The sequence below is a fragment of the Pelagibius marinus genome (assembly GCF_014925385.1).
Taxonomy (GTDB): Bacteria; Pseudomonadota; Alphaproteobacteria; order Kiloniellales; family Kiloniellaceae; genus Pelagibius; species Pelagibius marinus.
Window position 1 is genome coordinate 950,551 of the sequence record NZ_JACSDK010000001.1, and the last position, 26,114, is coordinate 976,664.

Genomic DNA, 26,114 nt, shown 5'->3' on the forward strand with positions numbered 1-26,114 from the left:
GATGCTCTCAGCATAGCGCGGCCTGGGAAAGCGTGGTGTAGAGGCGCAGCAGCGCCGCTTGCGGCGGCTGGTCGCTGCGGTGGAAGTCACAGCCCCAGCCCAGCGCCCGGCAGATGTCGCGCAGCCCTTCGCGCTGGGCGGCGAGGCGGCGGGCGTAGTCGCCGCGCACGGCCTCCACCTTCGACACCAGCCAGGAGGGCTCCTGCTCCAGGCCGTCGAAACGCACGCGCCCGTCATAGGGCAGGCTTTCCTCCGCCGGATCGAGGACCTGCAGCAGCGTGCCGCGCAGGCCGGCCTCGCCGTAATAGCGCAGGGCCTTGTCGATCTCTTCCAGGGGCGAGAGGAAGTCGCTGATAAAGACCATCTGGGCGCTGCGCGGCAGCGGCAGCGCCGGCGGCAGGTTGTCGGTCGGGGGCACGTCGCCTTCGACCTCCTGTTTCGGCTTTTCGCTGCCCGCTTCGGAACGCGCCGCGGCGCTTTCGACCAGGGTGGCGATCTTGGTGAGGGTGGCGCGGCTGGCCGAGGGCCTGAGGCCGGAGCCCAGCAGGGCGACGTGCTCACCGCCGCGCATCAGCAGCACCGAGAGGGCGAGGGTCAGCAGGTCGGCGCGCTGGCGTTTGCTCTGGTGGTTGCGGTCCGAGGTCCAGGACATGGAGGGCGAGGAGTCGCGCCAGATCCAAACCGACTGCGCGGCCTCCCACTCCATCTCGCGCACGAAGACCATGTCGGACTTGGCCGACTGGCGCCAGTCGATGGACTGCGGCTGGTCGCCCAGGTCGTAGTGGCGGTACTGCCAGAAGGTTTCGCCCTGTCCCACCCGGCGACGGCCGTGCACGCCCTGGGCCACGCTGGCGGCGACCCGTTCGGCGGCCACCAGCAGGGGCGGCAGGGTGGCGGCCAGTTGCTCGGCGCGATGCCGCAGCGGGAGGGTGTTCGTCATAGGCCGGTCGGAGTCTCCGTCGCCATTCAAATGCCGGGGATCAGGCGTAGGGGGCGGCCAGATGGGCGATGATGTGATCCAGGGTCACGCCGTCGGCGCGCGCCGCAAAGCTCAGCGCCATGCGGTGCTTCAGCACCGGATGGGCAAGGTGAATGACGTCGTCGATGGAGGGCGCCAGACGGCCTTCCATCAGGGCCTTGGCGCGCACCGCCAGCATCAGCGCCTGGCTGGCGCGCGGCCCCGGGCCCCAGGACACCTGGCTGCGCACCTCTTCCAGCTCGCTGACTTCGGGGCGGCCGTTGCGCACGAGGGAGAGGATGGTCTCGACCACGCTCTCGCCGACCGGCACGCGGCGCACCAGCTGCTGGGCGGCCATCAGTTCCTCGGGGGTCATCACGGCCTTGGCCTGGCTTTCCTGGGCGCCGGTGGTCTCGATCAGCATCTGCCGCTCGGCCTCCAGCTCGGGATAGCCGACATCGACCTCCAGCAGGAAGCGGTCGAGCTGGGCTTCGGGCAGGGGGTAGGTGCCTTCCTGCTCCAGCGGGTTCTGCGTCGCGAGCACGTGGAAGGGCGTCGGCAGGTCGTGCGGGTGGCCGGAAACCGTGACGCGGCGTTCCTGCATGGCCTGCAGCAGGGCCGACTGGGTACGCGGGCTGGCGCGGTTGATTTCGTCGGCCATGAGAAGCTGGCAGAACACCGGGCCGGGAATGAAGCGGAAGGAGCGCCGGCCGGTTTCGCTCTCCTCCAGCACCTCGGAGCCGAGAATATCGGCGGGCATGAGGTCGGGCGTACACTGCACGCGCTTGTCCTCCAGCCCGAAGACGGTGCCCAGGGTCTCGACCAGCCGGGTCTTGGCCAGTCCCGGCACGCCGATCAGCAGCGCATGACCGCCGGCCAGCAGCGTGATCAGGGTTTGATCGATTACCTCCTGTTGGCCGAAGATGACCTGACCGATAGACTGCCGCACGAGGCCGAGCTTGTGGCCCAGCTCTTCGATCTGGCCGGCCAGCTTGGCGTCGCCGATGTCATCGGTGGGTAGCGTGGGCGTCGTCGTCACGGGGCAGTATCTCCCAGCGGTTACAGGGGGCCGTGGTCATCAGACCGATTACCGTCCTCAGACCGAACGAGGTCCTCAGACCGAACGCTGGGCCCCCGTGGCTGGAGGGACCCCGGCAAGGGTGCTGCCGGGCTGTCGCCCGGCGGCGGATCGCAACCAAAATCACGTACGCTAAACATAAAGATAAGGCTTTCCATGCCCGCTGACCAGTCGCCAGGACAGAGAGACTTTCCGCCGGTCGGCGATTTCGATATTCGCATTGCCCGGGACGGCACCTGGTACCACGAGGGCGCGCCGATCCGGCGCAAACCCTTGGTGAAGCTTTTTGCCTCGGTATTGTGGCGAGACGATGACGGCGGCTACTGGCTGCGCACGCCGGTTGAGAAGGGCCGCATCGCGGTGGAGGACGCGCCCTTTACCGCGGTTGAACTTTCCGTGAAGGGTCAGGGCCGGAACCAGGTTCTCGCCTTCCGCACCAACCTGGACGACTGGGTAGAAGCGGATTCGGCCCACCCTCTACGGGTGGTTGAAGACCCTGACAACGGCGAGCCCGCGCCCTATATCCTGGTACGCGACCGACTGGAGGCGCTGATCCTGCGTCCGGTGTACTATGAACTGGCCGAACTGGCGGTGGAGTCGCCGCCGGTCGGGCGCGAATCAGCGAAGGAGTCCAATTGTCTGGGTGTATGGAGCAAGGGCGAGTTCTTCCCGCTGGGGCCGGCGCGGTGAGTGGAGCCGCTGTGTGAGCGGGATGTGGCGTAGCGACGATCTCCTGGCGCGGCTGTCGCGCCTGCCGGAGCCGGGCACGCGGGTCGCGCCCAGCGGCCCGGCCTCGGCGGAAGAGGATATGCTGCTGGTCGCGCCGCGCGGCGACCACGATCTCAACCCCGACCTCTACGACCCCGACGCGCCGCTGCGCGAAGCGGCGGTGCTGGTGCCCATCATCCGGCGGCCCGGCGAGATGACGGTGCTGCTGACCCGGCGCGCCAAGCACCTGCCCGACCACCCGGGACAGATCAGCTTTCCCGGCGGCAGCGTCGATCCCGGCGACGCCGACGCCGAGGCGGCGGCGCTGCGCGAGGCGCAGGAGGAAGTCGGTCTGCCGCCCGGCTGCGTGACCGTCGTGGGGCGGCTCGACACCTATATCGTACGCACCGGCTTCCGGGTCGTGCCGGTGGTCGGCCTGCTGCAGCCGCCCTTCGAGCTGCAGCCGGAGGAGGGCGAGGTGGACGAGATCTTCGAGGTGCCGCTCGCCTTCTTCCTCGATCCCGCCAACCGCGAGCTGCACAGCCGCATGTTCCGTGGCACCGAGCGCTTCTTCTACGCCTATCCCTTCGGCGACTACTACATCTGGGGCGCCACCGCGGGCATGCTGTCAAACCTCTCGGAGGTCCTGCTGCAGCCGGATCTTCTGAAATCGTGAAGGAAGTCTCATGCTGCGCGTTCTGCTGACGGTCCTGTTGCCGCTCATCGCGCCCTTCCTGGCCTACGCCGCCTGGGCGTGGCTGGTGCAGCACAAGGTGAAGGGCGGCGAGCTGGTACTCGACTGGCGGGAATCGCCCTGGCCCTGGATGCTGTCGGTGGGCCTGGCCGGGGCGCTGGGCGGCCTGCTCTATCTCTATCTCACGACCGGGCATCCGGCGGGCACCGAGATGGTGCCGCCGGCGCTGGTCGACGGCGTCGTGGTGCCCAGCCATCCGGCGGAGCAGTAGCCGGCGGTCAACCACAGCGGTTGCAAGGCGGCCGGCGGCCCGGCAGGCTGCCTCCCCAGATTCCGACCAGGCGTGAAGCGGACCAGAGGATTCCATGACCGCAGGCAGCACAGCGCAACGGCTCGAGCCGCAGCCCTGGATGACGGCGCCGGAGACCCAGGCGGTTGTGGAGGCGCTGACTGCGGAAGGGGCCGAGGTGCGCTTCGTCGGCGGCTGCGTGCGCGACGCCCTGGCCGGGCGCCCGGTGAAGGACGTCGACCTGGCGACACCGGACCGCCCGGAAAAGGTCATGGAGCTGCTGCAGGCCGCCGGCATCAAGGCGGTGCCGACGGGGCTCGACCACGGCACGGTGACCGCCGTCAGCGGCCACCATCCTTTCGAGATCACCACCCTGCGCCTGGACGTGGAGACCGACGGACGCCGCGCCGTCGTCGCCTTCACCGACGACTGGCTGGCCGATGCGGCGCGCCGCGACCTGACCTTCAACGCCATGTCCTGCCGCCCCGACGGGTGGCTCTTCGATCCCTTCGGCGGGCTGGCCGACCTGGCCGCCGGGCGGGTGCACTTCGTCGGCGATCCGCGCGACCGCATCCAGGAGGACTACCTGCGCCTGCTGCGCTTCTTCCGCTTCCAGGCGCACTACGGGCGGGTGCCGCCGGACGCGGCGACCCTGGCGGTGGCGCGCGAACTGGCCCCCAAGCTCGCCGGTCTTTCGGGCGAGCGCGTGCGCAGCGAGATCCTGCGCCTGCTCTCCGCCCCTGATCCCCTGCCGGTGCTGGAGCTGATGCTGGCCGAGAACATCCTGGCGCCGATCCTGCCGCAGACCGCCGGCACCGCGGTGCTGCGCCGGCTCATGGCCCTCGACCTGCCGGAACGCGAGGACGCGGTGCTGCGCCTGGCCGCGCTGCTGCGCCCCGGCGCGGCGGTCGCCCGCGCCGTGGCCCAGCGCCTGCGCCTGTCCAACGCCGAGACGGCGGAGCTGGAACTGCTCGGCGCGCCGGAGCAGACCCTGGGCGAGGCGGCGGGGGTGCTGCTCCGCGGCCCCGGCGACCCGGCGCTGCGCCACGCACTGGCCACGGCACTCTACCGTGCCGGCGCGGCCCGCTTCCGCGTCGCCCTGGTGGTGGCCTATCTGCGCCTGGTCGCAGGCGACGAGGCGGCCGGGCCGGCGGCAACTGCCGGGCTGCAGGCGGCGCTGGCGGCGGCCGAGGCCTGGCAGCCGCGCGAGTTCCCGCTTTCCGGCGCCGACGTGCTGGAGCTCGGCTATGCCGCCGGGCCCGATGTCGGCAGCCTGCTGCGCGCGGTGGAGGACTGGTGGATCGGCGAGGATTTCGCCCCCGACCGCGCGGCCTGCCTGGCGCGTCTCAAGGAACTGGCCGAACGCATCTCCCCCGAACCGCCCAAGGCGCCGGGGACCTGAGGTGTTACGGCCAGGCGGCCTCGGGCGGCAGGCTCATGAGGATGGCCTCGACGTTGCCGCCGGTTTGCAGGCCGAATTTCGTGCCGCGGTCGTAGAGCAGGTTGAACTCGGCGTAGCGGCCGCGGCGGAACAGCTGGTGGCGGCGCTGCTCTTCGGTCCAGGGCTCGGCCATGTGACGGCGCACGAGCTGCGGATAGATCTCCAGGAAAGCGCGGCCGACGTCCTGGGTGAAGGCGAAGTCGTCCTCCCAGTCGCCGCTGTCCAGGTAGTCGTAGAAGATGCCGCCCACGCCGCGCGCCTCGCCACGGTGGGGAATGAAGAAGTACTCGTCGCACCACTTCTTGAACTTGGGATAGTACTCGGGGTCGTGCCTGTCGCAGGCGGCCTGGAAGGCGGCGTGGAAGTCCGCCGTGTCCGCTTCGAGCGGGTACATGGGGTTCAGATCGCCGCCGCCGCCGAACCAGGACTTGGTGGTGACGATGTGGCGGGTGTTCATGTGCACCGCCGGCACCAGGGGCGAGCGCAGATGCGCCACCAGCGAGATGCCGCTGGCCCAGAAGCGCGGGTCCTCATCGGCGCCGGGAATCTGCTTGGCGAAATCGCCCGAGAACTCGCCGAAGACGGTGGAGACGTTGACGCCGACCTTCTCGAAGACGCGGCCGCGCATCAGCGACATGACGCCGCCGCCGCCCCCACTACTGTCCTCGGCCGGTCTGTCCCAGGCCTTGCGCTCGAAGCGGCCCGGCGGCACCTCGGCGAAGCGCTCGGCGTTGGCGCCGTCCAGCTCGTCCTCCAGGGCCTCGAAGGCGGCGCAGATCTTGTCGCGCAGCTCCTCGAACCAGGCCCGGGCCCGGCCCTTGCGCGCTTCGACGGTCGCCGGATCGGTCGTATTTGGGGCAACTGGGTCGGTCATTGTCGGATCACTCTGTTTCTGTCTCTGGCGGCTCCGGAAAGCCCCCGGGAAAGCCCTCAATCTGGCGCAGGGCCTCGCCCAGGACCATGGCGGCGGCCTGGGCCACGTTCAGGGAGCGGCAGCCGGCCCGCACCGGGATGACGAGGCGGGCATCCGCCGCCGCATGCACCTCTTCGGGCACACCCGCCGATTCGCGGCCCAACAGCAGGATGTCGCCGGGCGCGTAGCTGAAGTGGGTGTAGGGCCGATCCCCCCCGGTGGTCAACAGCAGCAGCCGGCCGCCCCCGGCGCGCGCCCCGTCCGCACCCCCGTCCGCACCCGCGTCGGCACCCGCATCGGCACCCGCGTCGGCACCCTGGGCCTGCCGGTTGGCCTGAAATGCGGTCCAGGAGCGGTGCCGCTGCAGGCTGGCCTGGCTGTGGTAGTCGAGGCCGGCGCGTTTCAGCCGCTTGTCATCCAACAGAAATCCGCAGGGTTCGATGATGTCCAGCCCGACGCCCAGGCAGGCGGTGAGGCGGATCAGGGCGCCGCAGTTTTGCGGGATGTCGGGTTGATAGAGGGCCAGGCGCATGGTCGGGTAGAATGATCTCTCTAAGCGGTTCAATAACTAGGCGATTCGTATCATTCGACTTGGTGCGAAGGGGCTTTGCGTTCCCCGTAAATTTCCTCTATATCCAGCCCCACAAAGGGGCATTCGGGCCTCGGCTGCGGCAGCATGTCGCACCCCCGGGGCTTTGTCGCGCGCTAGGGTCTGGATCATGCCGCCGGGGCGCAAGCCTCGGGATCGATTGGTCTGAGCCCTGTGCCACAGGGCTCCAAAAGAAGGATCGTAGGGGAAAAGACGCATGGCAGATACCGCCACTCCCGCGCAGGCCGGATCCGGCGAGACGCGGCGCGACTTCTTGTACCTGGCCGCGGGGGCCATGGGCGCTGTCGGGGTCGGGGCCGTGGCCTGGCCGTTGATCGATTCGATGAACCCGTCGGCAGAAGTGCTGGCTCTGGCGTCGACCGAGGTCGACCTGTCGCCGATCGAGGTGGGCCAGCGCATCACGGTGACCTGGCGCGGCAACCCGGTCTTCATCGACCACCGCACCCAGGAGCAGATTCAGCAGGCCGAGGCCGTGCCGCTGGACGATCTGCCCGATCCGCAGGCCGACGATGCCCGCGTCCAGCAGCCGGAATGGCTGATTGTCATCGGCGTCTGCACCCACCTGGGCTGCGTGCCGCTGGGCCAGAAAACAGGCCAGAGCCGCGGCGAGTTCGGCGGCTGGTTCTGCCCCTGCCACGGCTCCCACTACGATACCTCTGGGCGCATCCGCAAAGGCCCGGCCCCGCTCAACCTGCCTGTGCCTCCCTATGAGTTCACCGGCGACACGTCCATCGTGATCGGCTAAGGGGAGTTCGGACAATGAGCGAGTTTCAGACCAACAGCCGGGTGATCAAGTGGATCGAGCACCGCATGCCGGTGTTCTCCTTCCTCGACCATTCGGTCGGCCGCAGCTTCCCCGCGCCCAAGAACCTCAGCTACCTGTGGAACTTCGGGTCCCTGGCGGGCCTCGTGCTGGTGATCATGATCGTCACCGGCATCGTGCTGGCCATGCAGTACACCGCCCATGTGGATTACGCCTTCAACTCCGTCGAGCGCATCATGCGCGACGTGAACTACGGCTGGCTGATCCGCTACATTCACATGAACGGCGCCTCCTTCTTCTTCATCGTCGTCTACATCCACATCTTCCGCGGGCTCTACTACGGCTCCTACAAGGCGCCGCGCGAGCTGCTGTGGATGATCGGCGTGGTGATCCTGCTGCTGATGATGGCCACCGCCTTCATGGGCTACGTGCTGCCCTGGGGCCAGATGTCCTTCTGGGGCGCCAAGGTGATCACCAACCTGTTCTCCGCCGTGCCCTTCTTCGGCGAGGGCATCGTCACCTGGCTGTGGGGCGGCTTCACCGTCGATAACCCGACGCTGAACCGCTTCTTCTCCCTGCACTATCTGCTGCCCTTCATTATCGTGGCCGTGGTGGTGCTGCACATCTGGGCGCTGCACCAGTTCGGCTCCAACAACCCGCTGGGCATCGATACCAAAGGGCCGCAGGACAAGATCCCCTTCCACCCCTACTACACGGTCAAGGATGCCTTCGGGGTGGGGGTCTTCCTGATCTTCTTCGCGGCGATGGTGTTCTACGCCCCGAACTACATGGGCGACCCGGTCAACTACGTGCAGGCCGATCCGCTGGCGACACCGGCGCACATCGTGCCCGAGTGGTACTTCCTGCCGTTCTACGCGATCCTGCGCGCGATCCCGGACAAGCTGCTGGGCGTGATCGCCATGTTCGGCTCCATCGCCGTGCTGTTCATCCTGCCGTGGCTCGACCGCTCGCCGGTCAAGAGCGGCAGGTTCCGCCCGATCTTCCGCATCTTCTTCGTGCTGCTGGTGATCGACACGGTGGTGCTCGGCTTCGCCGGTGCCAACCCGCCTGAGGGCACCTGGCTGCTGGTCGGCCAGATCGCCACGGCCTGGTACTTCCTGCACTTCCTGATCATCCTGCCGTTGCTCGGCGTCTTCGAGCGGCCCAAACCGCTGCCGACCTCGATCAGCGAGCCGGTATTGAAAGGCGGCGGCTCTATGGCCGGGGCCACAACCACGCCGATGGAGAAGGCCTGATGCGCAAGGGACTGATCTTTGGACTGGCGGCCCTTGCCGCGATCGCGACCGCCTCTTCCGCCGCCCGCGCGGCGGAGGAAGGCCCCGCCCTGCCGCATGTCGAATGGAGCTTCGACGGGCCTTTCGGCACCTTCGACCGCCATGCGATGCAGCGCGGCCTGCAGGTCTACCGCGAGGTCTGCTCGGCTTGTCACAGCCTGAACTACATCGCTTTCCGTGACCTGGCCGCCCTCGGCTACGACGAGGACGAGATCAAGGCCATCGCCGCCGAATACACGGTGACCGACGGTCCGAACGACGAAGGCGAGATGTTCGAGCGCGAAGGCCGTCCGTCGGACTATTTCCCCGCGCCCTTCCCGAACGAGAAGGCGGCCGCGGCGTCCAACGGCGGCGCGGCGCCGCCGGACCTCTCGCTCATGGCGAAGGCCCGCGTGGGCGGTCCGACCTATATTTACGGGCTGCTGACCGGCTACGAGGATCCGCCGGCCGGCTTCCCGGGCGACAACTACAACCTCTACTTCCCGGGCCATCAGATCGCCATGGCGCCGCCGCTCTTCGAAGACGGCGTCAGCTATGCCGACGGCACCCCGGCGACGGTGGAGCAGATGGCCAAGGACGTTTCCCACTTCCTCATGTGGACGGCGGAGCCGAAGCTGGAGGACCGCAAGGGCATGGGCATCAAGGTGCTGATCTTCCTCGTGGTCTTCACCGGCGTGCTCTACGCCGCCAAGCGCAAGATCTGGGCCGACGTCCACTGATCCGGGCGTCTTGCGCGAGCTGACAGTCAAGGGAAAGGCCGCCGTTTCAGGCGGCCTTTTCTTTTGCCCGCCTTGGCAAGCCGGGTTCCGTCGAGTAAAGGGAATCCCTGAAACAGGCCTGAAAAAAGGGGGGGCAGCGCATGCCCAGTGAGGTTACGCCCGGAACACCGCCGGTGATCGGCATCATCGGCGGCAGCGGCATCTACGAGATCGAGGGGCTGCAGAACGCCGAGTGGCGGCGCCTGCGCTCCAGCTTCGGGGAGCCCTCCGACACCTGCCTCTTCGGCGAACTGGACGGCCAGCGCCTGGTCTTCCTGCCGCGCCACGGCCGCGGCCACAAGATCCCGCCTTCCGAGCTGAACTTCCGCGCCAACATCGACGCGCTGAAGCGCGCCGGGGTGACCGAGATCCTCTCCTTGAGCGCCGTCGGTTCCCTGCGCGAAGACCTGCCGCCGGGCACCTTCGTCATCGCCGACCAGTTCATCGACCGCACCTTCGCCCGCCATAAGAGCTTCTTCGCCAGCGGCATGGTGGCCCATGTCTCCATGGCCGACCCGGTCTGCGGGCGCCTGGGCGACCACCTGGAGGCCGCGGCGGCGGAGCTCGGCCTGCCGGCCAGGCGTGCCGGCACCTACATGGTCATGGAAGGCCCGCAGTTCTCGACCCGCGCCGAATCGGAGCTCTACCGCGCCTGGGGCTGCGACGTCATCGGCATGACCAACATGCCCGAGGCCAAGCTCGCCCGCGAAGCCGAAATTTGCTACGCGACCGTGGCCATGGTCACCGACTATGACTGTTGGCATGACGAGCACGATCATGTCACCGTGGACCAGGTGGTGAAGACGCTGCTGGACAACGCCGACAAGGCGCGCGCCCTGGTCAAGCAGGTGGTGCCCAAGCTGGCGGGACGTACGGCCGCCTGCGACAAGGGTTGCCACCATGCCCTCGACGCCGCGCTCATCACCCACGGGGAAGCCCGCGACCCGGAGGTCCTGGCCCGTCTCGATGCCGTCGCCGGGCGCGTGATCGGCGACTGACGCGGCCCCGAAACGGCGGCGCAGCGGAGGACAGGATGCCGGAGGAGGCGGGGGATATGAAGCTGATGGTCGGTGACAAGGGCGTGGAGGCGGCGCAGCCGCTGCGCGGAATCGACCACGTGCTGGTCGGGGTGCGCGACCTGGAGGCGGCGCACCAGGCCTATGCGCGCCTCGGCTTCACCGTCTCGGCGCGCGGCCGCCACATCGGCTGGGGCACCGCCAACTACTGCATCATGTTTCCCGACGACTACATCGAGCTGCTGGGCATCGTCGATCCCTCGCAGTTCACCAACAACCTCAACCGTTTCCTGGAGAGCCGCGAGGGCCTGCTGGGCCTCGCCTTCGCCAGCGACGATGTGGCGCTGGCAGAGCGCGCGCTGCGCCGCGCCGGCATTGAGCCGGGCGAGATGCGCGACCTGAAGCGCATCCTCGAGGATCCGGAGGGCGAGGTCTGGCCGCGCTTCAAGCTGCTGCACCTGCCGCCGGAGGCCACCCCCGGCACCTCGGCCTTCATCTGCCAGCATCTGACGCCGGAACTGGTGTGGCGCCCGGAGTGGTGCAGGCACGCCAACAGCGCGCGCGGCCTCATCGCCATGACCTCCGTGGTCAAGGACCCCTCGGCGCTGGCCATTCCCTATGCCGAGCTCTTCGGCTTCGACCGGGTGCGCGCCGGCGACGGCGTGGTGGAGGTTGACTGCGGCGGTCCCGGGGGGAGCCGCGTCTGGCTGCGCTTCACCACGGCGGAGATGCTGGGCGCCCTGCACCCGGGGCTGATCGGCGCGCCGCGCCAGCCGACGCCCTGGCTGGCCGCCCTGCGCGTCGCCGTCGAGGACCTGGGGCTCTGCGCCACCACGCTGGAGCGCAACCACATGCCGGTGCACTGGGACGGCCCGCGCCTTCTGCGCGTCCCCGCCCAGGCCGCCTGCGGCGTGCTGCTGGAATTCACCGAAGAAACCTAGCGACGGAGCGCCTCCCGGCGCTGCTGCAGAAAGCGGCGCACGGCCTCGTCCGTTTCCAGGCCGATGGCCCTGGCGTAGGCGGCATCGGCGGCGGCGCCGTCGCCGCGCTGGGCCAGCAGGCCGGCGCGCGCCGCCCAAAAGGGCTGATAGTCGGCAAGCCGCCGGTCCTCCGCTGCCCGGTCCAGTTCCCGCAGGCCCGCCTCGGCGCCTTCGGCCTCGGCGAGGGCCACGGCGCGGTTGACCGCCACCACGGGCGAGCCGGAGAGTGCCGCGAGCGCGTCGTAGAGCACGACGATGGCCGGCCAGTCGGTCTTGCCGCCCTGCCGCCGGGCCACGTGGGCCGACTGTATCGCCGCCTCCAGCTGATAGCGGCCGATGGTGCCGGCGGCACCCGCCCGGCGCAGCAGGGCCTCGGCCTCCTCGATCAGGCGGGCATCCCACAGGGCCGTATCCTGCTCGGCCAGCGGAACGTAGTCGCCGGCGGGGCCGCGCCGTGCCGCGCGCCGCGCCTCGGCAAACAGCATCAGAGCCAGGAGGCCCAGCGCCTCCGGCTCTTCCGGCAGCAGGGAAGCGACCAGCCGGCCGAGCCAGATGCCCTCGCCGGCAAGGCTGCGGCGCTTCGTCTCCGTGCCCGCCGGGTCGCTCCAGCCCTCGGCGAAGGCGGCGTAGATCGCTTCCAGGACCCCGTCGAGCCGAGCCGGCAGCTCGTCGCGTCCGGGCACTCCAAAGGGAATACCGGCTTCGCGGATGCGCCGCTTGGCCCGCACCAGCCGCTGGCCCATGGCCGCCGGGCGCACCAGGAAGGCCGACGCGATGGCTGCCGCGTCGAAGCCCAGGACGGCCTGCAGCATGAGCGGTGCCCGCACCGCGGCGTCGATGGCCGGATGGGCGCAGGCGAACATCAGGCCCAGGCGTTCGTCGGGCAGGGTTTCACCGGTATCGGCCTGCCTTTCCGCGAACAGCTGTTCCAGCTCGGTCATGGACGCGCTTGCGGTTTTCCGGTGGCGGATGACATCGATCGAGCGGTTCCTGGCGACCGTCATGAGCCAGGCTTCGGGACGCTCGGGCACGCCTTTCTCGGGCCAGGAGGCGAGGGCGGCGGCGAAAGCCTCCGACAAGGCATCCTCGGCCGCGGCGACGTCGTGCGTGCGGGCGCAGAGGTAGGCGACCAGCTTGCCGTAGCTCTGCCGGGCGGCCGCCTCGGCAGCCGCCCGGGCCTCTAAATTGTGCTTTTCCATCACTCCCAGATCGGGCGGACCTCCAGCGTGCCGCGGCTGGCGCCGGGGCAGCGGGCGGCCCAGGAGAGCGCCGAATCGATGTCCGGCACGTCGATGACGAGATAGCCGGCGAGCTGCTCCTTCGTGTCGGCATAGGGGCCGTCCAGCACCTGGGCCTCGCCGTCGACCACGCGCAGGGTGGTCGCCGTCTCGGTCGGCTTCAGCCGGTCGCCGCCGACCAGGATGCCGGACTCGCGCAGCGCCTCCACGTAGGCCGCGAAGGCGGGCGACATCTGGTGCGGCGCATCGACCGCCGCCGCCGGCTGGGCACTTTCGTCCACATAGATGCAAAGCATGTACTTCATGATCGTCTCCCTTGGCTCCAACCGCCGGATCGCGGTTCGAACCTATGACGGGCGGGCCCGGCCGCTTTCGACAGATAAGTGAGAATTTTTGGGCTTTGGGGAGGGAACCGCAAGCTCCGGGCCGCTTTATGGTGCCGGGCGCTGGATGCGCGGGGCGAACTGCGCGAAGGTGGCTTGGGCGTCGTAGATCTGAAAGCCACCGGAGGAGTCGACGGGCGGCCGGCCCGAGAAGGGCTCGATGGTCAGCAGCGCGCGGAAGGTGGTGCGCTCGCGCTGATACGTCGGGGCCGGATAGGGCCGGTAGTAGCGGTAGCGGCGATCATAGGGGCCGTAGTAGTAGGGATCGCCCCAGCCGTCGTAGGTCTGCCGCGTCACCTGGGTGTAGCGCTCGACCAGCTTGTCGTGGACGGCGAACTTCTCCGCGCCCAGCTCCAGGGTCAGTTCGGCGGCGCGGAACAGGCAGTAGTCCTGCACCCGCTCGCGCGAGGTCACGGCGTTCCCCTGGAAGCTCACCCGGTAAAGCCCCTTGCCCAGGGCCTCGTCGGCATAGCCGTCGCGGCTCGCCTTGGGGGCATAGAGGCTCGGCTGCGGCGCGGCGCAGGCCGCCAGCAGCAGCGTCAGCAGCAGGGCGGTGACGCGCGGAGCCATGCTTAGGAGATAGGCAGGCTATGGGGGCCCGGCAAGGCGGGACTCAGCCGATGGTGCGCTTGAGGAAGGTGAGGCTGCGCTCGCGGGCGATCGCGGCGCTCTCGGCGTGGTAGGAGCCGCGCATGTCGCAGTTGAAGCCGTGGCCCGCCGGGTAGGTGTAGAGCTCTTCCTCGGGATGGGCTTCGCCCACCGCCTTCACCTGGTCCATTGGAATCCCGGCGTCTTCCTCGCCGAAGTGGAAGACCACCGGGCAGTTGGGCTGCTCGTCGCGGTGCTCGTAGATGTTGCCGCCGTAGTAGCAGACCGCGGCGGCGGGCTTCAGGCGGGTGGCGGTCAGCCAGGCCAGCGAGCCGCCCCAGCAGTAGCCGACCACGCCGGCCTTGCCGGCCCCGGCGACGAAGCCCAGGGCGGCGGCGATGTCGGCCAGCGCCTCTTCCCAGGCGATCTTGCCGCGGATCTCGCGGCCGCGCGTGACGTCGTCGGGATCGTAGCCCAGCTCGATGCCCGGCCCGACCCGGTCGAAGAGGGCGGGGGCGATGGCGAGGTAGCCCTCGGCGGCAAAACTGTCGGCCACGCCGCGGATATGCACGTTGACGCCGAAGATCTCCTGGATCACCACAAGGCCCGCTTTCGGCTGTTCCGCCGGGCGCGCCACGTAGGCGTCGAAGCTGTGCCCGTCGTTTGCCGTCAGTTTCACCGTCTCGCCCATCTGCCGCTCCCGTCGTCTGCCTCTTGATCGGCTGTTCGCCGATCAAGCCTTAGCAGATGGAGAGCGGGTCCGGCTAGGGTGCGGGCGCTAGACGTTGAAGCGGAAATGGAAGACGTCGCCGTCCTTGACCACGTAGTCCTTGCCTTCCGCGCGCATCTTGCCGGTGTCCTTGGCGCCTTGCTCGCCGCCGCAGGCGATGAAGTCGTCGTAGGCGATGGTCTCGGCGCGGATGAAGCCGCGCTCGAAGTCGGTGTGGATGACGCCGGCGGCCTGCGGCGCCTTGGCGTTGCGGCGCACGGTCCAGGCGCGGGCCTCCTTCGGCCCCACGGTGAAGAAGGTGATGAGGTCCAGCAGCTGATAGCCGGCGCGGATGACGCGGGCGAGACCCGTTTCCTCCAGGCCCAGGCTCTCCAGGAACTCCTTCTTTTCTGCGGGATCGCCCAGGGCCGCGACCTCCGCCTCGATGGCGGCGGAGATCACAACGCAGGCCCCGCCGGTCTCGGCCGCGCGCTGCTCGACCAGGGCCGAGTACGCGTTGCCTGTGGCCGCGGAATCTTCATCCACGTTGGCGGCGTAGAGCACCGGCTTGGCGCTCAAGAGCTGCAGCTGGCGGAACGCCGGCAGCTGGTCGTCGGAGAGCTGCACGCTGCGCGCCGGCTTGCCGGCCTCCAGCGCTTCGATGACCGGCTCCAGCACGGCCAGGCGCTCCTTGGCCTCCTTGTCGTTGCCGCGCGCCCTCTTGATGGCGGCGTCGCGCTGCTTGAGGGCCGAGTCAAGGTCGGCCAGCATCAGTTCGGTCTCCACCGTCTCGGCGTCGCGGATCGGGTCAACCGAGCCGTCGACGTGGGTGACCTCGCCCTCGAAGCAACGCAGCACGTGAACGATGGCGTCGACCTCGCGGATGTTGGCCAGGAACTGGTTGCCCAGGCCCTCGCCCTTGGAGGCGCCGCGCACCAGTCCGGCGATGTCGACGAACTCCAGGAAGGTGGGAATCTCCTTGGCCGACTTGGCGATCGCCGCCAGCTTGTCGAGGCGCGGATCGGGCACCGGGACCCGGCCCACGTTGGGCTCGATGGTGCAGAAGGGATAGTTGGCCGCTTCCGCCTGGGCCGTCTCGGTCAGGGCGTTGAAGAGGGTGGACTTGCCGACGTTGGGCAGTCCGACGATGCCGCAGTTGAAACCCATAGGTCAGTCGTCGCTTTTGGTAGGGGATACGGAGGGGGAGGGCGCCGCGTCACCCGCGTCGCCGTCCTTGGGCGCGGGCTTCGGTTTTTTGGGGCGGGGCGGGGCGGTCAGTTCGGCGACCCGCGACATGAAGCGCGGGGCGTCGCCCTCGACCAGGGCGGAGATTTCGCCGGCCACGGCGTCCAGCAGCTTCTCCAGCCAGACCTTGTCGGCCTTGGCGAAGTCGCTCAGCACGTGGCCGTGCACCAATTCCTTCTGGCCCGGATGGCCGACGCCCAGGCGCACCCGCCAGAAGTTGTTGCCGATGTGGGATTCGATGGAGCGGATGCCGTTGTGGCCGCCGCTGCCGCCGCCCTGCTTCACGCGGATCTTGCCGGGCGCCAGGTCGATCTCGTCGTAGAGCACGATGACGTCTTCCGGCGCCAGCTTGAAGAAGCGCAGGGCCTCGCCGACCGAGCGGCCGGACTCGTTCATATAGGTCTGGGGCTTCAGGACCAGCACCTTCTCGCCGCCCAGGCGGCCTTCCGCGCAGTCCGCCTGGAAGCGGTTGCGCCACGGCGAAAAGGAATGGCGGCGGACGATCTCGTCCACCGCCATAAAGCCGATATTGTGCCGGTTGTCCGCGTAGCGGGGGCCCGGGTTGCCGAGCCCGGCAAGCAACAGCATGCTGGCCACCCCCTCTGGGTCGGCTTAGTCCTCTTTGGACTCTTCCTCGGCGGTCGTGCCTTCGGCAGCCGCCTCGGCTTCGCCCTCGCCCTCGCCCTCGGCCGCGGCCTCCTGCTCCTCCGCGGCCTCGTCGCGCACCACGGTCGGGGCGGCGATGGTCGCGATGGTGAAGTCGCGGTCGGTGATGGTCGGCACCACGCCGTCGGGCAGCTTCACCATGGAGATGTGCACGCCGTCGCCGATCTGCAGGCCGGTCAGGTCGATCTCGATCTGCGACGGAATGGCGTCCGCGCGGCAGGCGAGTTCGATCTCGTGGCGCACCACGTTCAGCACGCCGCCTTCCTTGAGGCCCGGGCACTCCTCTTCATTGATGAAGTGGACCGCCACCTCGACGTTGACGCTGGTGGCCGCGGAGACACGCAGGAAATCGATGTGGACCGGGAAGTCCGTCACCGGATCGAACTGCACGTCACGGGCCAGGACCCGCTCGCTCTTGCCGTCCATCTTCACGTCGAAGAGGGTGGAGAAAAAGCCGCCCTGGTGCAGCAGCTTGTTCAGCAGCCGCTCCTCGACGGAAATCAGGGTGGGATCCTTTTTCGCGCCGTAAATCACGCCCGGCACCTGCCCGGCGCGACGTGCGGCACGGGCTGGCCCCTTCCCGGCCCGTTCCCGCGAAGCCGCGGGAAAATCAACTACGTCAGCCATTGTCTAACTCCTTGACGGATTGAACCGGACACCGGCACCGCGCCGGCCTCCGCCTCGCCCGACCCGGCCTCCAGGGGTGCCGGCATCGGAAAAGCTCATAAAAAGACGTTCTAGCGGCCTTACATGGCCGGAACGTTAAACAAACTCGAAACCGAGCGCTCGTCGCTGATGCGCTGCATGGCATCGCCGATCAGCGGGGCGATCGAAATCTGGCGGATGTTCTGGGCCACCCGCACGGCCTCGGTCGCCTGGATGCTGTCGGTCATGACCAGCTCCTCCAAGGGAGAAGAGGCGACCCGCGCCACGGCCCCGCCGGACAGCACCCCGTGGGTAATGTAGGCGGAAACGGCGGTGGCGCCGGCTTCCATCAGGGCGACGGCGGCATTACACAGCGTGCCGCCCGAATCCACGATGTCGTCCACCAGGACGCAGCGGCGGCCCTTGACGTCGCCGATGATGTTCATCACCTCGGAGACCCCGGCACGTTCGCGGCGCTTATCGATGATCGCAAGGTCGGCGTCAAGCGGTTTGGCGATGGCCCGGGCCCGGACCACGCCGCCCACGTCGGGGGAGACGATGGTCAGATCCTCCTTGCCGTTGCGCTCCAGGATGTCCTTGGTGAACACCGGCGCGGCATAGAGGTTGTCGGTCGGAATGTCGAAAAAGCCCTGAATCTGGCCGGCGTGGAGTTCCAGGGTCAGCACCCGGTCGGCCCCGGCGGAGGTGATCAGATTGGCCACCAGCTTGGCCGAAATCGGGGTCCGGGGGGCCGACTTGCGGTCCTGGCGGGCGTAGCCGAAGTAGGGCAGGACCGCCGTGATGCGCCGCGCCGAGGCCCGCTTCAGGGCGTCCATGGCGACCAGCAGTTCCATCAGGTTGTCGTTGGCCGGGTAGGAGGTCGACTGGATGATGAAGACATCCTCGCCACGCACGTTCTCGTGGATCTCGACGAAGACCTCCATGTCCGAGAAACGGCGCACGCTGGCCTTGGTCAGTTCCAGGTTCAGAAAGGCGGAAATCGCCTCGGCCAGCGGCCGATTGCTGTTCCCGGTCATGATTTTCATGTCGGTATCCCTAGAGCCCGTTTTGCTGGGCGCGGATCATCGGGCGCAGCGAAATCTCGTCCGTCTTGCGCTCCCCCTGGGGCCCAGGCGGGCGGACCATATCAATGCGCTCCGGCCCTGTAAACGGCCTTGGCCGGACTTTCTGGGGACATCCCGGCGCGGGCCCTCCGGGGTGCCGGGGAGGCGCCGCCAAGGGGAGGAATCGGCGGAAAACCAGCCTTCCGGCTGTGCGCCTGCGGCTTCCGCCGGGCGCGCCGGGCGGGCGGGCCTAGATCAGGAAGCAGCTGGCCAGGAGGCCGAGGCAGAGGAAGAGGACGAAGATGGTCAGGTGCGGCATGGCCCACTGCTTTCGATGGGAGCTCTCGATGGGGCTTCCGAGCCGCCCCGCCCGGGGGCCTTGGGGGCGTCGGGGAGCTTAACCTTACCGGCTTTCCCTAGCGGCTTTCCAGCTCCAGGGAAGCCTGGGACAGGGGCTCCGCCGCCCCCTCGGTGACCAGGCTGGTGCGCCCCAGGGTCATGGCCACGCCTTCCTCGGAGTTGAAGAGGATCATGTGGCAGAAGATCGCCATGCCCGGCTCGAAGGGCACGGGATTGCCGTGGTAGAGCATCGGCCAGTCCATCCACACCGGGGCGAAGGTGGTGCCCTGGGAATAGCCGCAGGCATTCATGCGGTGGGCCTGGTAGCCGGCGGCGTCCATGACCCGGCTGTGGGCGTCGAAGGCCTCGCCGAAGGTCTTGCCGGGGCGCAGGTTCTCCTCCACCGCCAGCAGGGCGTCGCGGGCCACGGCGTGCATTTCCTCGTGCAGGGGCTGCGGTTCGCCGATCGGCAGGGTGCGCATCATGGCGGCGTGGTAGTGGCGGAAGGTGCCGGCCCACTCCAGGGTCAGCTGGTCGCGCGGGTCCAGGTGGCGCCGCCCGGAGTAGTAGCGGCACAGCAGGGCGCCGGGGCCGGAGCCGATGATGAACTCGTTGGAGGGGTCGTCGCCGCCGCGGCTGAAGATGGCGCCGTGCATGGCGGCCAGAATGTCGCCCTCGAAGGCGCCGGGTCCGGCGCTGTCCAGGGCGGCCTGCCAGGCGGCGTCGGCCAGCCCCGCGGCCTCGCGCACGTAGGCGATCTCCGCCGGGCTCTTCACCACGCGCTGGCGGCTGACCAGGCCGGAGGCGTCCTCCAGGGCGCAGAAGCCCTCCAGGGCCGCCTCCAGGCGCTTGCCCTGGGCGGCGGTCAGGCCGTAGGCCTCGTATTCCACGCCCAGCTTCTTCCCGGCGCAGCCGAAGCCGCGCAGGATCTCGCGCAGTTCGGCGGCGGGCTCGGCGTCGGGGCGGTCGACCCAGATGCGGATGTCCTGGACCATCGAGGTCTGCTGCGCCTGGCGCAGGTCCGGCGCCCGGGTCAGCAGCATCAGCCGGCCGTCGGCGCCCAGGTAGAGGCACTGGAAGAAGCAGTAACCGAAGGTGTCGTAGCCGGTCAGGTAGTACATGCTCTCCTGCCGAAAGATCAGCAGGCCGTCCAGGCCGGCCTCGGCCAGCAGGCGGCAGGTCCGGTCCCGCCGCTGGGCGAGTTCTTCTTCGCTGAAATGCAGGGGCATGAAGGTCGTGCTTTCGGGCGTCAGGGTTCCAGGTAGATGGCGGAGAGGCCGCGGCCGTAGTCCGGCTCCTTGCGGTGGCAGGACCGGCGGTAGCTGTAGAAGCGCTCTTCCTCGGCGCAGGTGTCGCAGGGCAGGGTCTGGACGGTCTTGAGGCCGGCGGCGCCGAGGCGCCGGGCGACGTAGCCCTTGATGTCGAAGTGGGAATGGCCTTCGCGCTGGCCGGGGCAGAAGAAGTCGGCGTTGCCGGGGTCCTGTTCCAGGAAGGGGGCGGGGAACTCCGGGCCGACTTCGTAGGAGCGCTGGCAGATCGCCGGGCCGATGCCGGCGGCGATGCGCTCGGCCGTGGCGCCCAGCTCCACCATGGCCGCCACGGTGGCCGCCACCACCCCGTCCAGCGCGCCCTTCCAGCCGGCGTGGGCGGCGCCGACCACCCCGGCCTCGGCGTCGGCGAGGAGCACCGGCACGCAGTCGGCGGTGAGGATGCCGAGCGCCAGGCCGCGCTCGCGGGTCACCATGGCGTCGGCCTTGGGGGCCTCGTCGCGGGCCCAGGGTGCACGCACCTCCACCACGTCCGGCGAGTGGACCTGGTAGGCGGTGACCAGGCGGTCGCCCTCCAGGTCGATCAGTTCCATGGCGCGGCGCCGGTTCTCGGTGACGTTCTCCGGCCGGTCGCCGGAGCCGTAGCCGCAGTTGAGGCTGGAAAAGAGTCCCTCGCTGACGCCGCCGCTGCGGCAGAAGAAGCCGTGGCGCACATTTGGCAGGTCGTTGAGGCGGCCGATGGTCAGCATGGGCGGCACTCTAACGATCTTGGCCGCCGGACGATAGGGGGCCCGGCGCTTGGGGGGAGGCCGCCTCGAAGCCGGCCGGCGCGCCCAAGCCGGGCGAGGTGAGGGCGAGCGCCTTGAAGAGGTCGCCCATCTCCGCCGGGTCGGTCAGGCGCCGGCGCGCGGCGCTGATGGCCTCGGCGGCGCCCGGCGCCGCGGCGGCCAGCTGGGCGGCGCGCAGCTCGATGCCGAGCGCCCGCAGGAAACCGCCCTGGCGCACGGGGCCGTGGGTCTCGCAGCCGGCGTTGGCCGCCGCCTGGGCCAGGCTCGTGAAGTCGACGTGGGCGGTCAGGTCGGCGCTGCCCGGGGCCTCCAGCACCTCGTGGTGGCGGTGGTGGCGCAGCGCCTGCAGGGTCGGGCCCGGCGCCGGTTTCACCGGGCCGTAGTCGACGATCAGGGCGGCGCCCGGCTGGCGCGCCAGGCGGTGGCCCAGGAAGGCGGCGATGTTGAGGGCCGCCGGGCAGACCTCCACCACGGTCCCTTGCGGGGCGTCGCGCAGTGTCGCGGGGATCAGCGGACGGTTGGCCGCGCTGGGCGCGGCCAGGGCGAAGGCCAGGTTGCCGTCCGGCCCCAGCACCACCACCCGCTCGGCCCAGCCTTCCGCCGTCTGCTCGAACTGGCGCACCGGCAGGGCGTCGAAGAACTCGTTGGCGATCAGCAGCAGCGGGCCTTCCGGGATCTGCCCGACGTTGTCCAGCCAGGTCACCTGATGGGCGCCCAGGGATTCGCGCTGGCGCTCGCGCAGGGCGGGGCTGATCTCGACGAGGTGGACGTCGAGGGCGTCGTGGAAGCCGGGCACCTGGCGGGTGGCGCGCAGGGCGTCGGCCAGCAGGGTGCCGCGCCCCGGCCCCAGCTCCACCAGGGCGCAGGGGGAGGGCTGGCCCAGGCGCATCCAGGTGTCGGCGCACCACACGCCCAGCAGCTCGCCGAACATCTGGCTGATCTCCGGGGCGGTGACGAAATCGCCGCCCGAGGGGCTGGGCGCGCCGAAGGGATCGCCGCGCATGTAGTAGCCGCTGACCGGATGGGTCAGGGCCTCGCCCATGAAGTCGGCAACGGTCAGCGCGCCCTCGCGGGCGAGGCGCTGGCGCAGGTGGTCGAGCAGGGAAACCACGGGTCTTGTCTCTTACGCCTTGCGGCGCAGCGCCCAGACGGTCACCGCGATGCCGATCAGCACCATGGGGAAGGACAGCGCCTGTCCCATGGTGATGCCGGGCAGCACGAAGGAGAGGAACTCGTCGGGCTCGCGGAAGAACTCGGCGATGATGCGCGCCAGACCGTAGCCGATCATGAAGGCACCGGAGAGCAGGCCGGTGCGCTGCAGCGCCCCTTTGCGCACCATGACATGCAGAACAAGGAAGAGGATCAGGCCCTCGAGCAGCGATTCATAGAGCTGGCTGGGGTGGCGCGCGATGGGCCCGGCGTGGGGAAAGACCATGGCCCAGGGCACCTGCGCCGAGTCCGCGGTGCGGCCGTAGAGCTCGCCGTTGATGAAGTTGGCGATGCGCCCCAGGCAGAGGCCGATCGGGGTGGCCGCGCCGACGATGTCCGAGAGGGTGAAATAGCTGACCCCGCGGCTGCGCGCAAAGAGGCCGATGGCCGCCAGCACACCCAGCAGGCCGCCGTGGAACGACATGCCGCCGCGCCAGATGAAGACCACCTCCAGCGGGTTCGCCAGGTAGTAGTCGGGCTTGTAGAAGAGGATGTAGCCGAGGCGTCCGCCCAGCACCACGCCCAGCGTCGCCCACAAGAGGAAGTCGTCGAAGTCGACGGGCTTGAGGCGCTGCGGCGGCAGCTTGGTCATCCAGCGGCAGTACAGCCAGGCCAGCACCAGCCCGGCGATGTAAGCCAGCGCGTACCAGCGCACGTCGAAGATCCAGATGGAAAAGGCGACCGGGTCGAAGTCCGGATGCTGCAGGGCCATCAACATCTGGCCGAAGGAGGTGACGGCGTACTCAGCCGGGAATGCCATGAGACCTCAGCGGTAGGGATCGGGTTGCGAGAGGAAGTCGCGCACGTAGCGGGCGACGCCGTCCTCCAGCTCGGTGAAGGGCTTGTCGTAGCCGGCGGCGCGCAGGCGCGCCATCCTGGCCTCGGTGAAGTACTGGTACTTGTCGCGGATGTTCTCCGGCGTCGGCACGTAGCTGATGTTCTCCGGCCGCTCGGTGGCGGCGAAGACGGCGCGCGCCAGGTCGGCGAAGGAGCGCGCCTTGCCGGTGCCGACGTTGAACAGGCCGCTGACCGCCGAGTTGTCGAGCAGCCACAGCATGACATCGACGCAGTCGCCGACCCAGATAAAGTCGCGCAGCTGGCCGCCGTCGGCATAGTCCGGGTGGTGCGACTGGAACAGCTTTGCCGGCTCGCCGCGCTGCAGCTGGCCGAAGAGGTGCCAGGCGACGCTGGCCTGGCCGCCCTTGTGGTACTCGTTGGGGCCGTAGACGTTGAAGAACTTCAGGCCCGTCCACTGCGGCGGCGCCAGGGGCTCGCCGCTCTCCGCCGCCTTGGCCAGGCGCCGCACGACCCAGCGGTCGAAGAGCTGCTTGCTCCAGCCGTAGCCGTTGAGGGGCTTGAGGCGCGCCAGGTAGTCCGGGCTCGCGTCGTCGTCGAAGCCTTGCGTGCCGTCGCCGTAGGTGGCGGCCGAGGAGGCGTAGATCAGCGGAATCCTCTCGCGGGTGCAGTGGTCCCACAGCACCTTGGAAAGGCGGAAGTTGTTGGCCAGCAGGGCGTCGCCGTCGGTCTCCGTGGTCGCCGAGATGGCGCCCATGTGGAAGACCCCGGTCAGGCGCCCCTCGGCCCAGCGCAGGAAGTCCGGCATCTCGTCCGGCTGGATCACGTCCTCAAGGTCGTGGTGGGCGAGGTTGCGCCACTTGTCGCCCTCGCCCAGGCGGTCGCAGACGATGACGTCCTCGCCCCGGTCGCAGAGGGCGGCAACCAGGTTGGAGCCGATGAAGCCGGCGCCGCCGGTAACCAGAAGCATGGTCAGGCTGATCCTTTGCTAGAAGCGCCTTCTTATAGAGGCCGGGCCGAAGCCTCCGCAAGCCCGTGCTGGGAATTCAAGCCCTTCTGTTCAACCGGCGGAGAGGGGGCACTACCTGTCCTGAACGCCAAGGAAAGCAATAAGCTCCGGCATTGGGGCGAGTTATCGAGGCGACTTTCCAAGTCTGGGTTGATCGTGATCCTATATCATACGAGTCAGCGGTGCTTCCAAAAGGGGACTTCTGTTATGACTTCCCTGTCGCCCCACGATCAGGCTCTGGAGATCGTGCGGTCTCGTTTCGGTGAGGCCGCTGCGGTCTTCTGGGCTGGGTCTTTGTCGCGCGGCGAGGGCGGGCCAGGCTCCGACATCGATCTTGTGGTCGTCTATGACAAGGTTGAAAGCCCCTATCGCCGATCTTTCCTGTCGGGTGACCGGCCTGTGGAGGTGTTCTGTCACGACACTGATAGCCTGATGCGCTTCTTCGAAAAGGATATTGAGTGTGGACGTCCGGCGCTCATCGAAATGGTGGCGGGAGGTGTCGCCTTGCCGGATGCTTCCATGTTCAGCGAGGATATCCGTGCAACGGCGCAGAATCGCCTTGCACGTGGCCCCAGGGCATGGTCCGCAGTGGAGCTTGATGCTTCCCGCTATCGAATTACCGATGCGCTTAACAAGCTGCAGCTTGCACTAGATCGGGACGAGATCGTGGCGATCTCCACGCAGCTCTATGGTCAGCTGTTCGAACATCACCGGCGCTGCAAGGCTCGCTGGTCAGCAACTTCCAAACAGATCCCGCGCGTGCTCAAGAACGAAGAACCGGACTTCGCCGCAGCGTTCCTGGGTGCCTTCGACGCCCTTTTCAAGAGCAGCGACAAGACCCGTGTCGTAGAATTGGGGCGGCAAATCCTCGAGGCCAGCGGCGGCGAACTCTTTGATGGGTACATCGAGGAAACGCCGCACCATTAGGCTGCTGGCCAGCTTGATTTCGAGGAAACTAGTTGGCGGGAGGCGCCACTCCTCCGGCGTTTGCGGCGGGCAGGGGCACCAGGCCGCGCGTGGTCAGATAGCCGCCGGGCCCGGCGGCGGCGGGGCCCAGGACCTCGGCCAGGTAGCCGTTCAAGCCGGGGCTGTCCTTTGCCTGGCCGGGCTTGGCGTAGAGATAGAGCGGCCGGGAGGGGGCGTAGCGGCCGTCGGCGATGGCCGCGGCGCGGGGGTTCACGCCCTCGACCGCCAGGCCGTTGAGGCGCCCGCCCTGGCGTTCCAGGAAGTTGAAGCTGAAGATGCCCAGCGCGCCCGGCTTTCCGGCCAGGCGCTGGGCGGTTTCCGCCTCGTCCTCGCCCAGCTCGGTGAAGACGCCGTCGGCGCGCAGCGCCCCGGCCAGGGCGGCGCGCTGCCCGGCGGTCCAGCCGCGTAGTTCGGGCAGGGACGCCGCGGCCGGTTCCATAACCAGTTCGATGAAGGCGTCGCGCAGCGGGCTGCCCGGCGGCGGCCCGTAAACCTCGATGGGGGCCACCGGCAGGGCGAAGTCGATGTCGCTCCACAGGCGGTAGGGGTTGTCGACCAGCTTGCCCTCCAGGGGCACCTGCCGGGCCAGGGCCAGGAAGATCTGGCGCAGGCTGAGGCCGGCCGGCGCGCTGCCCGGAAGCTGGCCCAGCACCACCGCCTGGTGGCCGAAGACTGCCTCGGTGACGGCGATGTTCTTGCGCTGGCAGGTGCTGAGCTCGGCCCGCGTCATCCGCCGCTCGGCGACGGCGGCGTCGGCAAAGCGCGGGCCCTGGCCGGCGCAGAACGCCTGCAAGGCGCGGCTGCTGCCCAGGCGCTCGACCACCGGCATGGCCTGGTTGGTCTTCGCGCTGAACTGCTCGGCGGCGGTCACGGCCAGGGGGAAGGCGGCGGTGCCGGCGACGACGCTGAGCGCCTCGCGGGGGTCGTCCTGGGCCCGGGCCGCCGGCGCGGCAACCGGCAGGGTGAGCGCCGCCAGGAGCGGCCCCACCAGCAACGGCAGGGAAAGTCGCGAAATCTTCGGCATGGCCCCCTCTTGATTGCGGCGGCAGTCAAGCGCCTTCCCGGCCGCCGCGCAAGCGCGCTTACGCGTGGCCGCGGCAAAGCGCGCGCCCGCGAGGCGCCCTGTTGAAGCCGCCGGGCCGCGCCGTCATAGTAGGGGCGAGACCACGCGACCTGCGCGCAAAAGGAGTTCCGATGCAAAGCCAGAACAAGATCCTGGACGACATGGCCAAGGTGGCGAGCAGCGCCATGGGCGTGGCCGCGGGCATGCGCAGCGAGGTCGAGGCCCGCTTCCGCGAGCAGCTGGAGCGGGTACTCTCTCAGATGGACCTGGTGCCGCGCGAGGAGTTCGACGCCATGAAGGCCGTGGCCGTGGCCGCCCGCGAGGGCCAGGAGGCCCTGGCCGAGCAGGTGGCGGCGCTGGAACAGCGCCTGGCGGCCCTTGAGGCGGCCCAGAAGGCGCCGAAGAAGGCCGCCCCCAAGGGGGCCGGCAAGGCGGGCGAGCCGCCCGCGGGCGACGGCTGAGCGGCCGGGCACAGCTTGAGGCGCCCGCCGGGGCCGCCGTTCACCGCCGGCTCGTGCTTGAGGGGCCGACGCCCGTCCGTCCACAGCTTTCTGCAATTCCCCCCGGATTTGTGCCTAATCCTTTGTTGCACAGCGGAATCAATTGAGGCTACGCTACATGTGGTAGCGGCGGCGT

General features: G+C 69.1%; 29 protein-coding genes. 11 read left to right on the forward strand and 18 right to left on the reverse strand.

Going from position 1 to position 26,114, the window contains the following annotated elements; all coding sequences use genetic code 11:
• Positions 1 to 7 precede the first annotated feature (7 nt).
• Positions 8 to 940, reverse strand: coding sequence for a DUF58 domain-containing protein (locus tag H7X47_RS04655; RefSeq protein WP_193367407.1), 933 nt, complete (start codon positions 938 to 940; stop codon positions 8 to 10).
• Positions 941 to 980: 40 nt separating this feature from the next.
• Positions 981 to 1,997: an AAA family ATPase gene (locus tag H7X47_RS04660; protein WP_193367409.1), complete on the reverse strand. Its 1,017-nt coding sequence runs from the start codon at positions 1,995 to 1,997 to the stop codon at positions 981 to 983.
• Between the two features lie 195 nt (positions 1,998 to 2,192).
• Between H7X47_RS04660 and H7X47_RS04665 the strand changes: the two genes are divergently transcribed.
• The 4 genes from H7X47_RS04665 (at position 2,193) to H7X47_RS04680 (ending at position 5,129) form a co-directional block, all read left to right on the forward strand.
• Entirely contained in the window at positions 2,193 to 2,726 is a 534-nt protein-coding gene (locus H7X47_RS04665; protein WP_193367410.1) for a DUF1285 domain-containing protein, read from the forward strand.
• A gap of 22 nt (positions 2,727 to 2,748) precedes the next feature.
• The gene (locus H7X47_RS04670; RefSeq protein ID WP_193367563.1) at positions 2,749 to 3,420 is read left to right on the forward strand and encodes a CoA pyrophosphatase; all 672 of its coding nucleotides are present in this window, start codon (positions 2,749 to 2,751) and stop codon (positions 3,418 to 3,420) included.
• Positions 3,421 to 3,430: 10 nt separating this feature from the next.
• Positions 3,431 to 3,709, forward strand: coding sequence for a hypothetical protein (locus H7X47_RS04675; protein ID WP_193367411.1), 279 nt, complete (start codon positions 3,431 to 3,433; stop codon positions 3,707 to 3,709).
• A gap of 94 nt (positions 3,710 to 3,803) precedes the next feature.
• On the forward strand, positions 3,804 to 5,129 hold the full coding sequence (locus H7X47_RS04680) for a CCA tRNA nucleotidyltransferase (RefSeq protein ID WP_193367412.1): 1,326 nt from the start codon (positions 3,804 to 3,806) through the stop codon (positions 5,127 to 5,129).
• Between the two features lie 4 nt (positions 5,130 to 5,133).
• Here H7X47_RS04680 and hemF read toward each other — a convergent pair whose 3' ends face one another.
• Positions 5,134 to 6,042 carry an oxygen-dependent coproporphyrinogen oxidase gene (gene hemF / locus H7X47_RS04685; protein ID WP_193367413.1) on the reverse strand — a complete coding sequence of 303 codons (909 nt, stop codon included), beginning with the start codon at positions 6,040 to 6,042 and terminating at the stop codon, positions 5,134 to 5,136.
• Positions 6,043 to 6,049: 7 nt separating this feature from the next.
• Positions 6,050 to 6,613: a tRNA (cytidine(34)-2'-O)-methyltransferase gene (locus H7X47_RS04690; protein WP_193367564.1), complete on the reverse strand. Its 564-nt coding sequence runs from the start codon at positions 6,611 to 6,613 to the stop codon at positions 6,050 to 6,052.
• Positions 6,614 to 6,887: 274 nt separating this feature from the next.
• Between H7X47_RS04690 and petA the strand changes: the two genes are divergently transcribed.
• The 5 genes from petA to H7X47_RS04715 all read left to right on the forward strand — a co-directional run bounded on the left by petA (position 6,888) and on the right by H7X47_RS04715 (position 11,464).
• Complete coding sequence (gene petA / locus H7X47_RS04695) at positions 6,888 to 7,436, forward strand: ubiquinol-cytochrome c reductase iron-sulfur subunit (protein ID WP_193367414.1); 549 nt, start codon at positions 6,888 to 6,890, stop codon at positions 7,434 to 7,436.
• 14 nt (positions 7,437 to 7,450) lie between these two features.
• A complete protein-coding gene (locus tag H7X47_RS04700; RefSeq protein ID WP_193367415.1) occupies positions 7,451 to 8,710 on the forward strand; it encodes a cytochrome b in 1,260 nt (419 codons plus the stop codon).
• Complete coding sequence (locus tag H7X47_RS04705) at positions 8,710 to 9,468, forward strand: cytochrome c1 (RefSeq protein ID WP_193367417.1); 759 nt, start codon at positions 8,710 to 8,712, stop codon at positions 9,466 to 9,468. Before H7X47_RS04700 ends, H7X47_RS04705 begins: the two co-directional genes overlap by 1 nt.
• A 140-nt stretch (positions 9,469 to 9,608) precedes the next feature.
• Positions 9,609 to 10,505, forward strand: coding sequence for an S-methyl-5'-thioadenosine phosphorylase (locus H7X47_RS04710; protein ID WP_193367418.1), 897 nt, complete (start codon positions 9,609 to 9,611; stop codon positions 10,503 to 10,505).
• 56 nt (positions 10,506 to 10,561) lie between these two features.
• Positions 10,562 to 11,464, forward strand: coding sequence for a VOC family protein (locus H7X47_RS04715; protein WP_193367419.1), 903 nt, complete (start codon positions 10,562 to 10,564; stop codon positions 11,462 to 11,464).
• Here H7X47_RS04715 and H7X47_RS04720 read toward each other — a convergent pair.
• The 13 genes from H7X47_RS04720 to rfaD form a co-directional block, all read right to left on the reverse strand.
• Positions 11,461 to 12,702, reverse strand: a complete 1,242-nt coding sequence (locus H7X47_RS04720; protein WP_193367420.1) for an RNA polymerase sigma factor — start codon at positions 12,700 to 12,702, stop codon at positions 11,461 to 11,463. The genes H7X47_RS04715 and H7X47_RS04720 overlap by 4 nt on opposite strands.
• Entirely contained in the window at positions 12,702 to 13,046 is a 345-nt protein-coding gene (locus H7X47_RS04725) for a YciI family protein (RefSeq protein WP_193367421.1), read from the reverse strand. Before H7X47_RS04725 ends, H7X47_RS04720 begins: the two co-directional genes overlap by 1 nt.
• A gap of 126 nt (positions 13,047 to 13,172) precedes the next feature.
• Positions 13,173 to 13,694 carry a CC0125/CC1285 family lipoprotein gene (locus tag H7X47_RS04730; protein ID WP_193367422.1) on the reverse strand — a complete coding sequence of 174 codons (522 nt, stop codon included), beginning with the start codon at positions 13,692 to 13,694 and terminating at the stop codon, positions 13,173 to 13,175.
• 43 nt (positions 13,695 to 13,737) lie between these two features.
• A complete protein-coding gene (locus tag H7X47_RS04735) occupies positions 13,738 to 14,403 on the reverse strand; it encodes a dienelactone hydrolase family protein (protein ID WP_193367424.1) in 666 nt (221 codons plus the stop codon).
• Positions 14,404 to 14,490: 87 nt separating this feature from the next.
• Positions 14,491 to 15,588 carry a redox-regulated ATPase YchF gene (ychF, locus tag H7X47_RS04740; RefSeq protein WP_193367425.1) on the reverse strand — a complete coding sequence of 366 codons (1,098 nt, stop codon included), beginning with the start codon at positions 15,586 to 15,588 and terminating at the stop codon, positions 14,491 to 14,493.
• 3 nt (positions 15,589 to 15,591) lie between these two features.
• On the reverse strand, positions 15,592 to 16,254 hold the full coding sequence (pth, locus tag H7X47_RS04745; protein ID WP_193367426.1) for an aminoacyl-tRNA hydrolase: 663 nt from the start codon (positions 16,252 to 16,254) through the stop codon (positions 15,592 to 15,594).
• Positions 16,255 to 16,278: 24 nt separating this feature from the next.
• Positions 16,279 to 16,959 carry a 50S ribosomal protein L25/general stress protein Ctc gene (locus H7X47_RS04750; RefSeq protein ID WP_193367428.1) on the reverse strand — a complete coding sequence of 227 codons (681 nt, stop codon included), beginning with the start codon at positions 16,957 to 16,959 and terminating at the stop codon, positions 16,279 to 16,281.
• 119 nt (positions 16,960 to 17,078) lie between these two features.
• On the reverse strand, positions 17,079 to 18,023 hold the full coding sequence (locus H7X47_RS04755; protein ID WP_193367429.1) for a ribose-phosphate pyrophosphokinase: 945 nt from the start codon (positions 18,021 to 18,023) through the stop codon (positions 17,079 to 17,081).
• 434 nt (positions 18,024 to 18,457) lie between these two features.
• Positions 18,458 to 19,609, reverse strand: a complete 1,152-nt coding sequence (locus H7X47_RS04760; RefSeq protein ID WP_193367430.1) for a M24 family metallopeptidase — start codon at positions 19,607 to 19,609, stop codon at positions 18,458 to 18,460.
• A 20-nt stretch (positions 19,610 to 19,629) separates the two neighbouring features.
• A complete protein-coding gene (gene pgeF, locus H7X47_RS04765) occupies positions 19,630 to 20,397 on the reverse strand; it encodes a peptidoglycan editing factor PgeF (RefSeq protein WP_193367431.1) in 768 nt (255 codons plus the stop codon).
• Between the two features lie 10 nt (positions 20,398 to 20,407).
• Entirely contained in the window at positions 20,408 to 21,547 is a 1,140-nt protein-coding gene (locus H7X47_RS04770; protein WP_319633529.1) for a class I SAM-dependent methyltransferase, read from the reverse strand.
• Positions 21,548 to 21,559: 12 nt separating this feature from the next.
• Positions 21,560 to 22,363, reverse strand: coding sequence for a prolipoprotein diacylglyceryl transferase (gene lgt, locus H7X47_RS04775; RefSeq protein WP_193367566.1), 804 nt, complete (start codon positions 22,361 to 22,363; stop codon positions 21,560 to 21,562).
• A 48-nt stretch (positions 22,364 to 22,411) separates the two neighbouring features.
• Positions 22,412 to 23,410, reverse strand: a complete 999-nt coding sequence (rfaD, locus tag H7X47_RS04780; RefSeq protein ID WP_193367432.1) for an ADP-glyceromanno-heptose 6-epimerase — start codon at positions 23,408 to 23,410, stop codon at positions 22,412 to 22,414.
• 246 nt (positions 23,411 to 23,656) lie between these two features.
• Between rfaD and H7X47_RS04785 the strand changes: the two genes are divergently transcribed.
• The gene (locus H7X47_RS04785) at positions 23,657 to 24,376 is read left to right on the forward strand and encodes a nucleotidyltransferase domain-containing protein (protein ID WP_193367433.1); all 720 of its coding nucleotides are present in this window, start codon (positions 23,657 to 23,659) and stop codon (positions 24,374 to 24,376) included.
• Positions 24,377 to 24,404: 28 nt separating this feature from the next.
• Here H7X47_RS04785 and H7X47_RS04790 read toward each other — a convergent pair whose 3' ends face one another.
• Complete coding sequence (locus H7X47_RS04790) at positions 24,405 to 25,439, reverse strand: substrate-binding domain-containing protein (RefSeq protein WP_193367434.1); 1,035 nt, start codon at positions 25,437 to 25,439, stop codon at positions 24,405 to 24,407.
• A 170-nt stretch (positions 25,440 to 25,609) separates the two neighbouring features.
• Here H7X47_RS04790 and H7X47_RS04795 point away from each other — a divergent pair, with 170 nt between their 5' ends.
• Positions 25,610 to 25,939, forward strand: a complete 330-nt coding sequence (locus tag H7X47_RS04795; RefSeq protein WP_193367435.1) for an accessory factor UbiK family protein — start codon at positions 25,610 to 25,612, stop codon at positions 25,937 to 25,939.
• Positions 25,940 to 26,114: the final 175 nt, after the last annotated feature.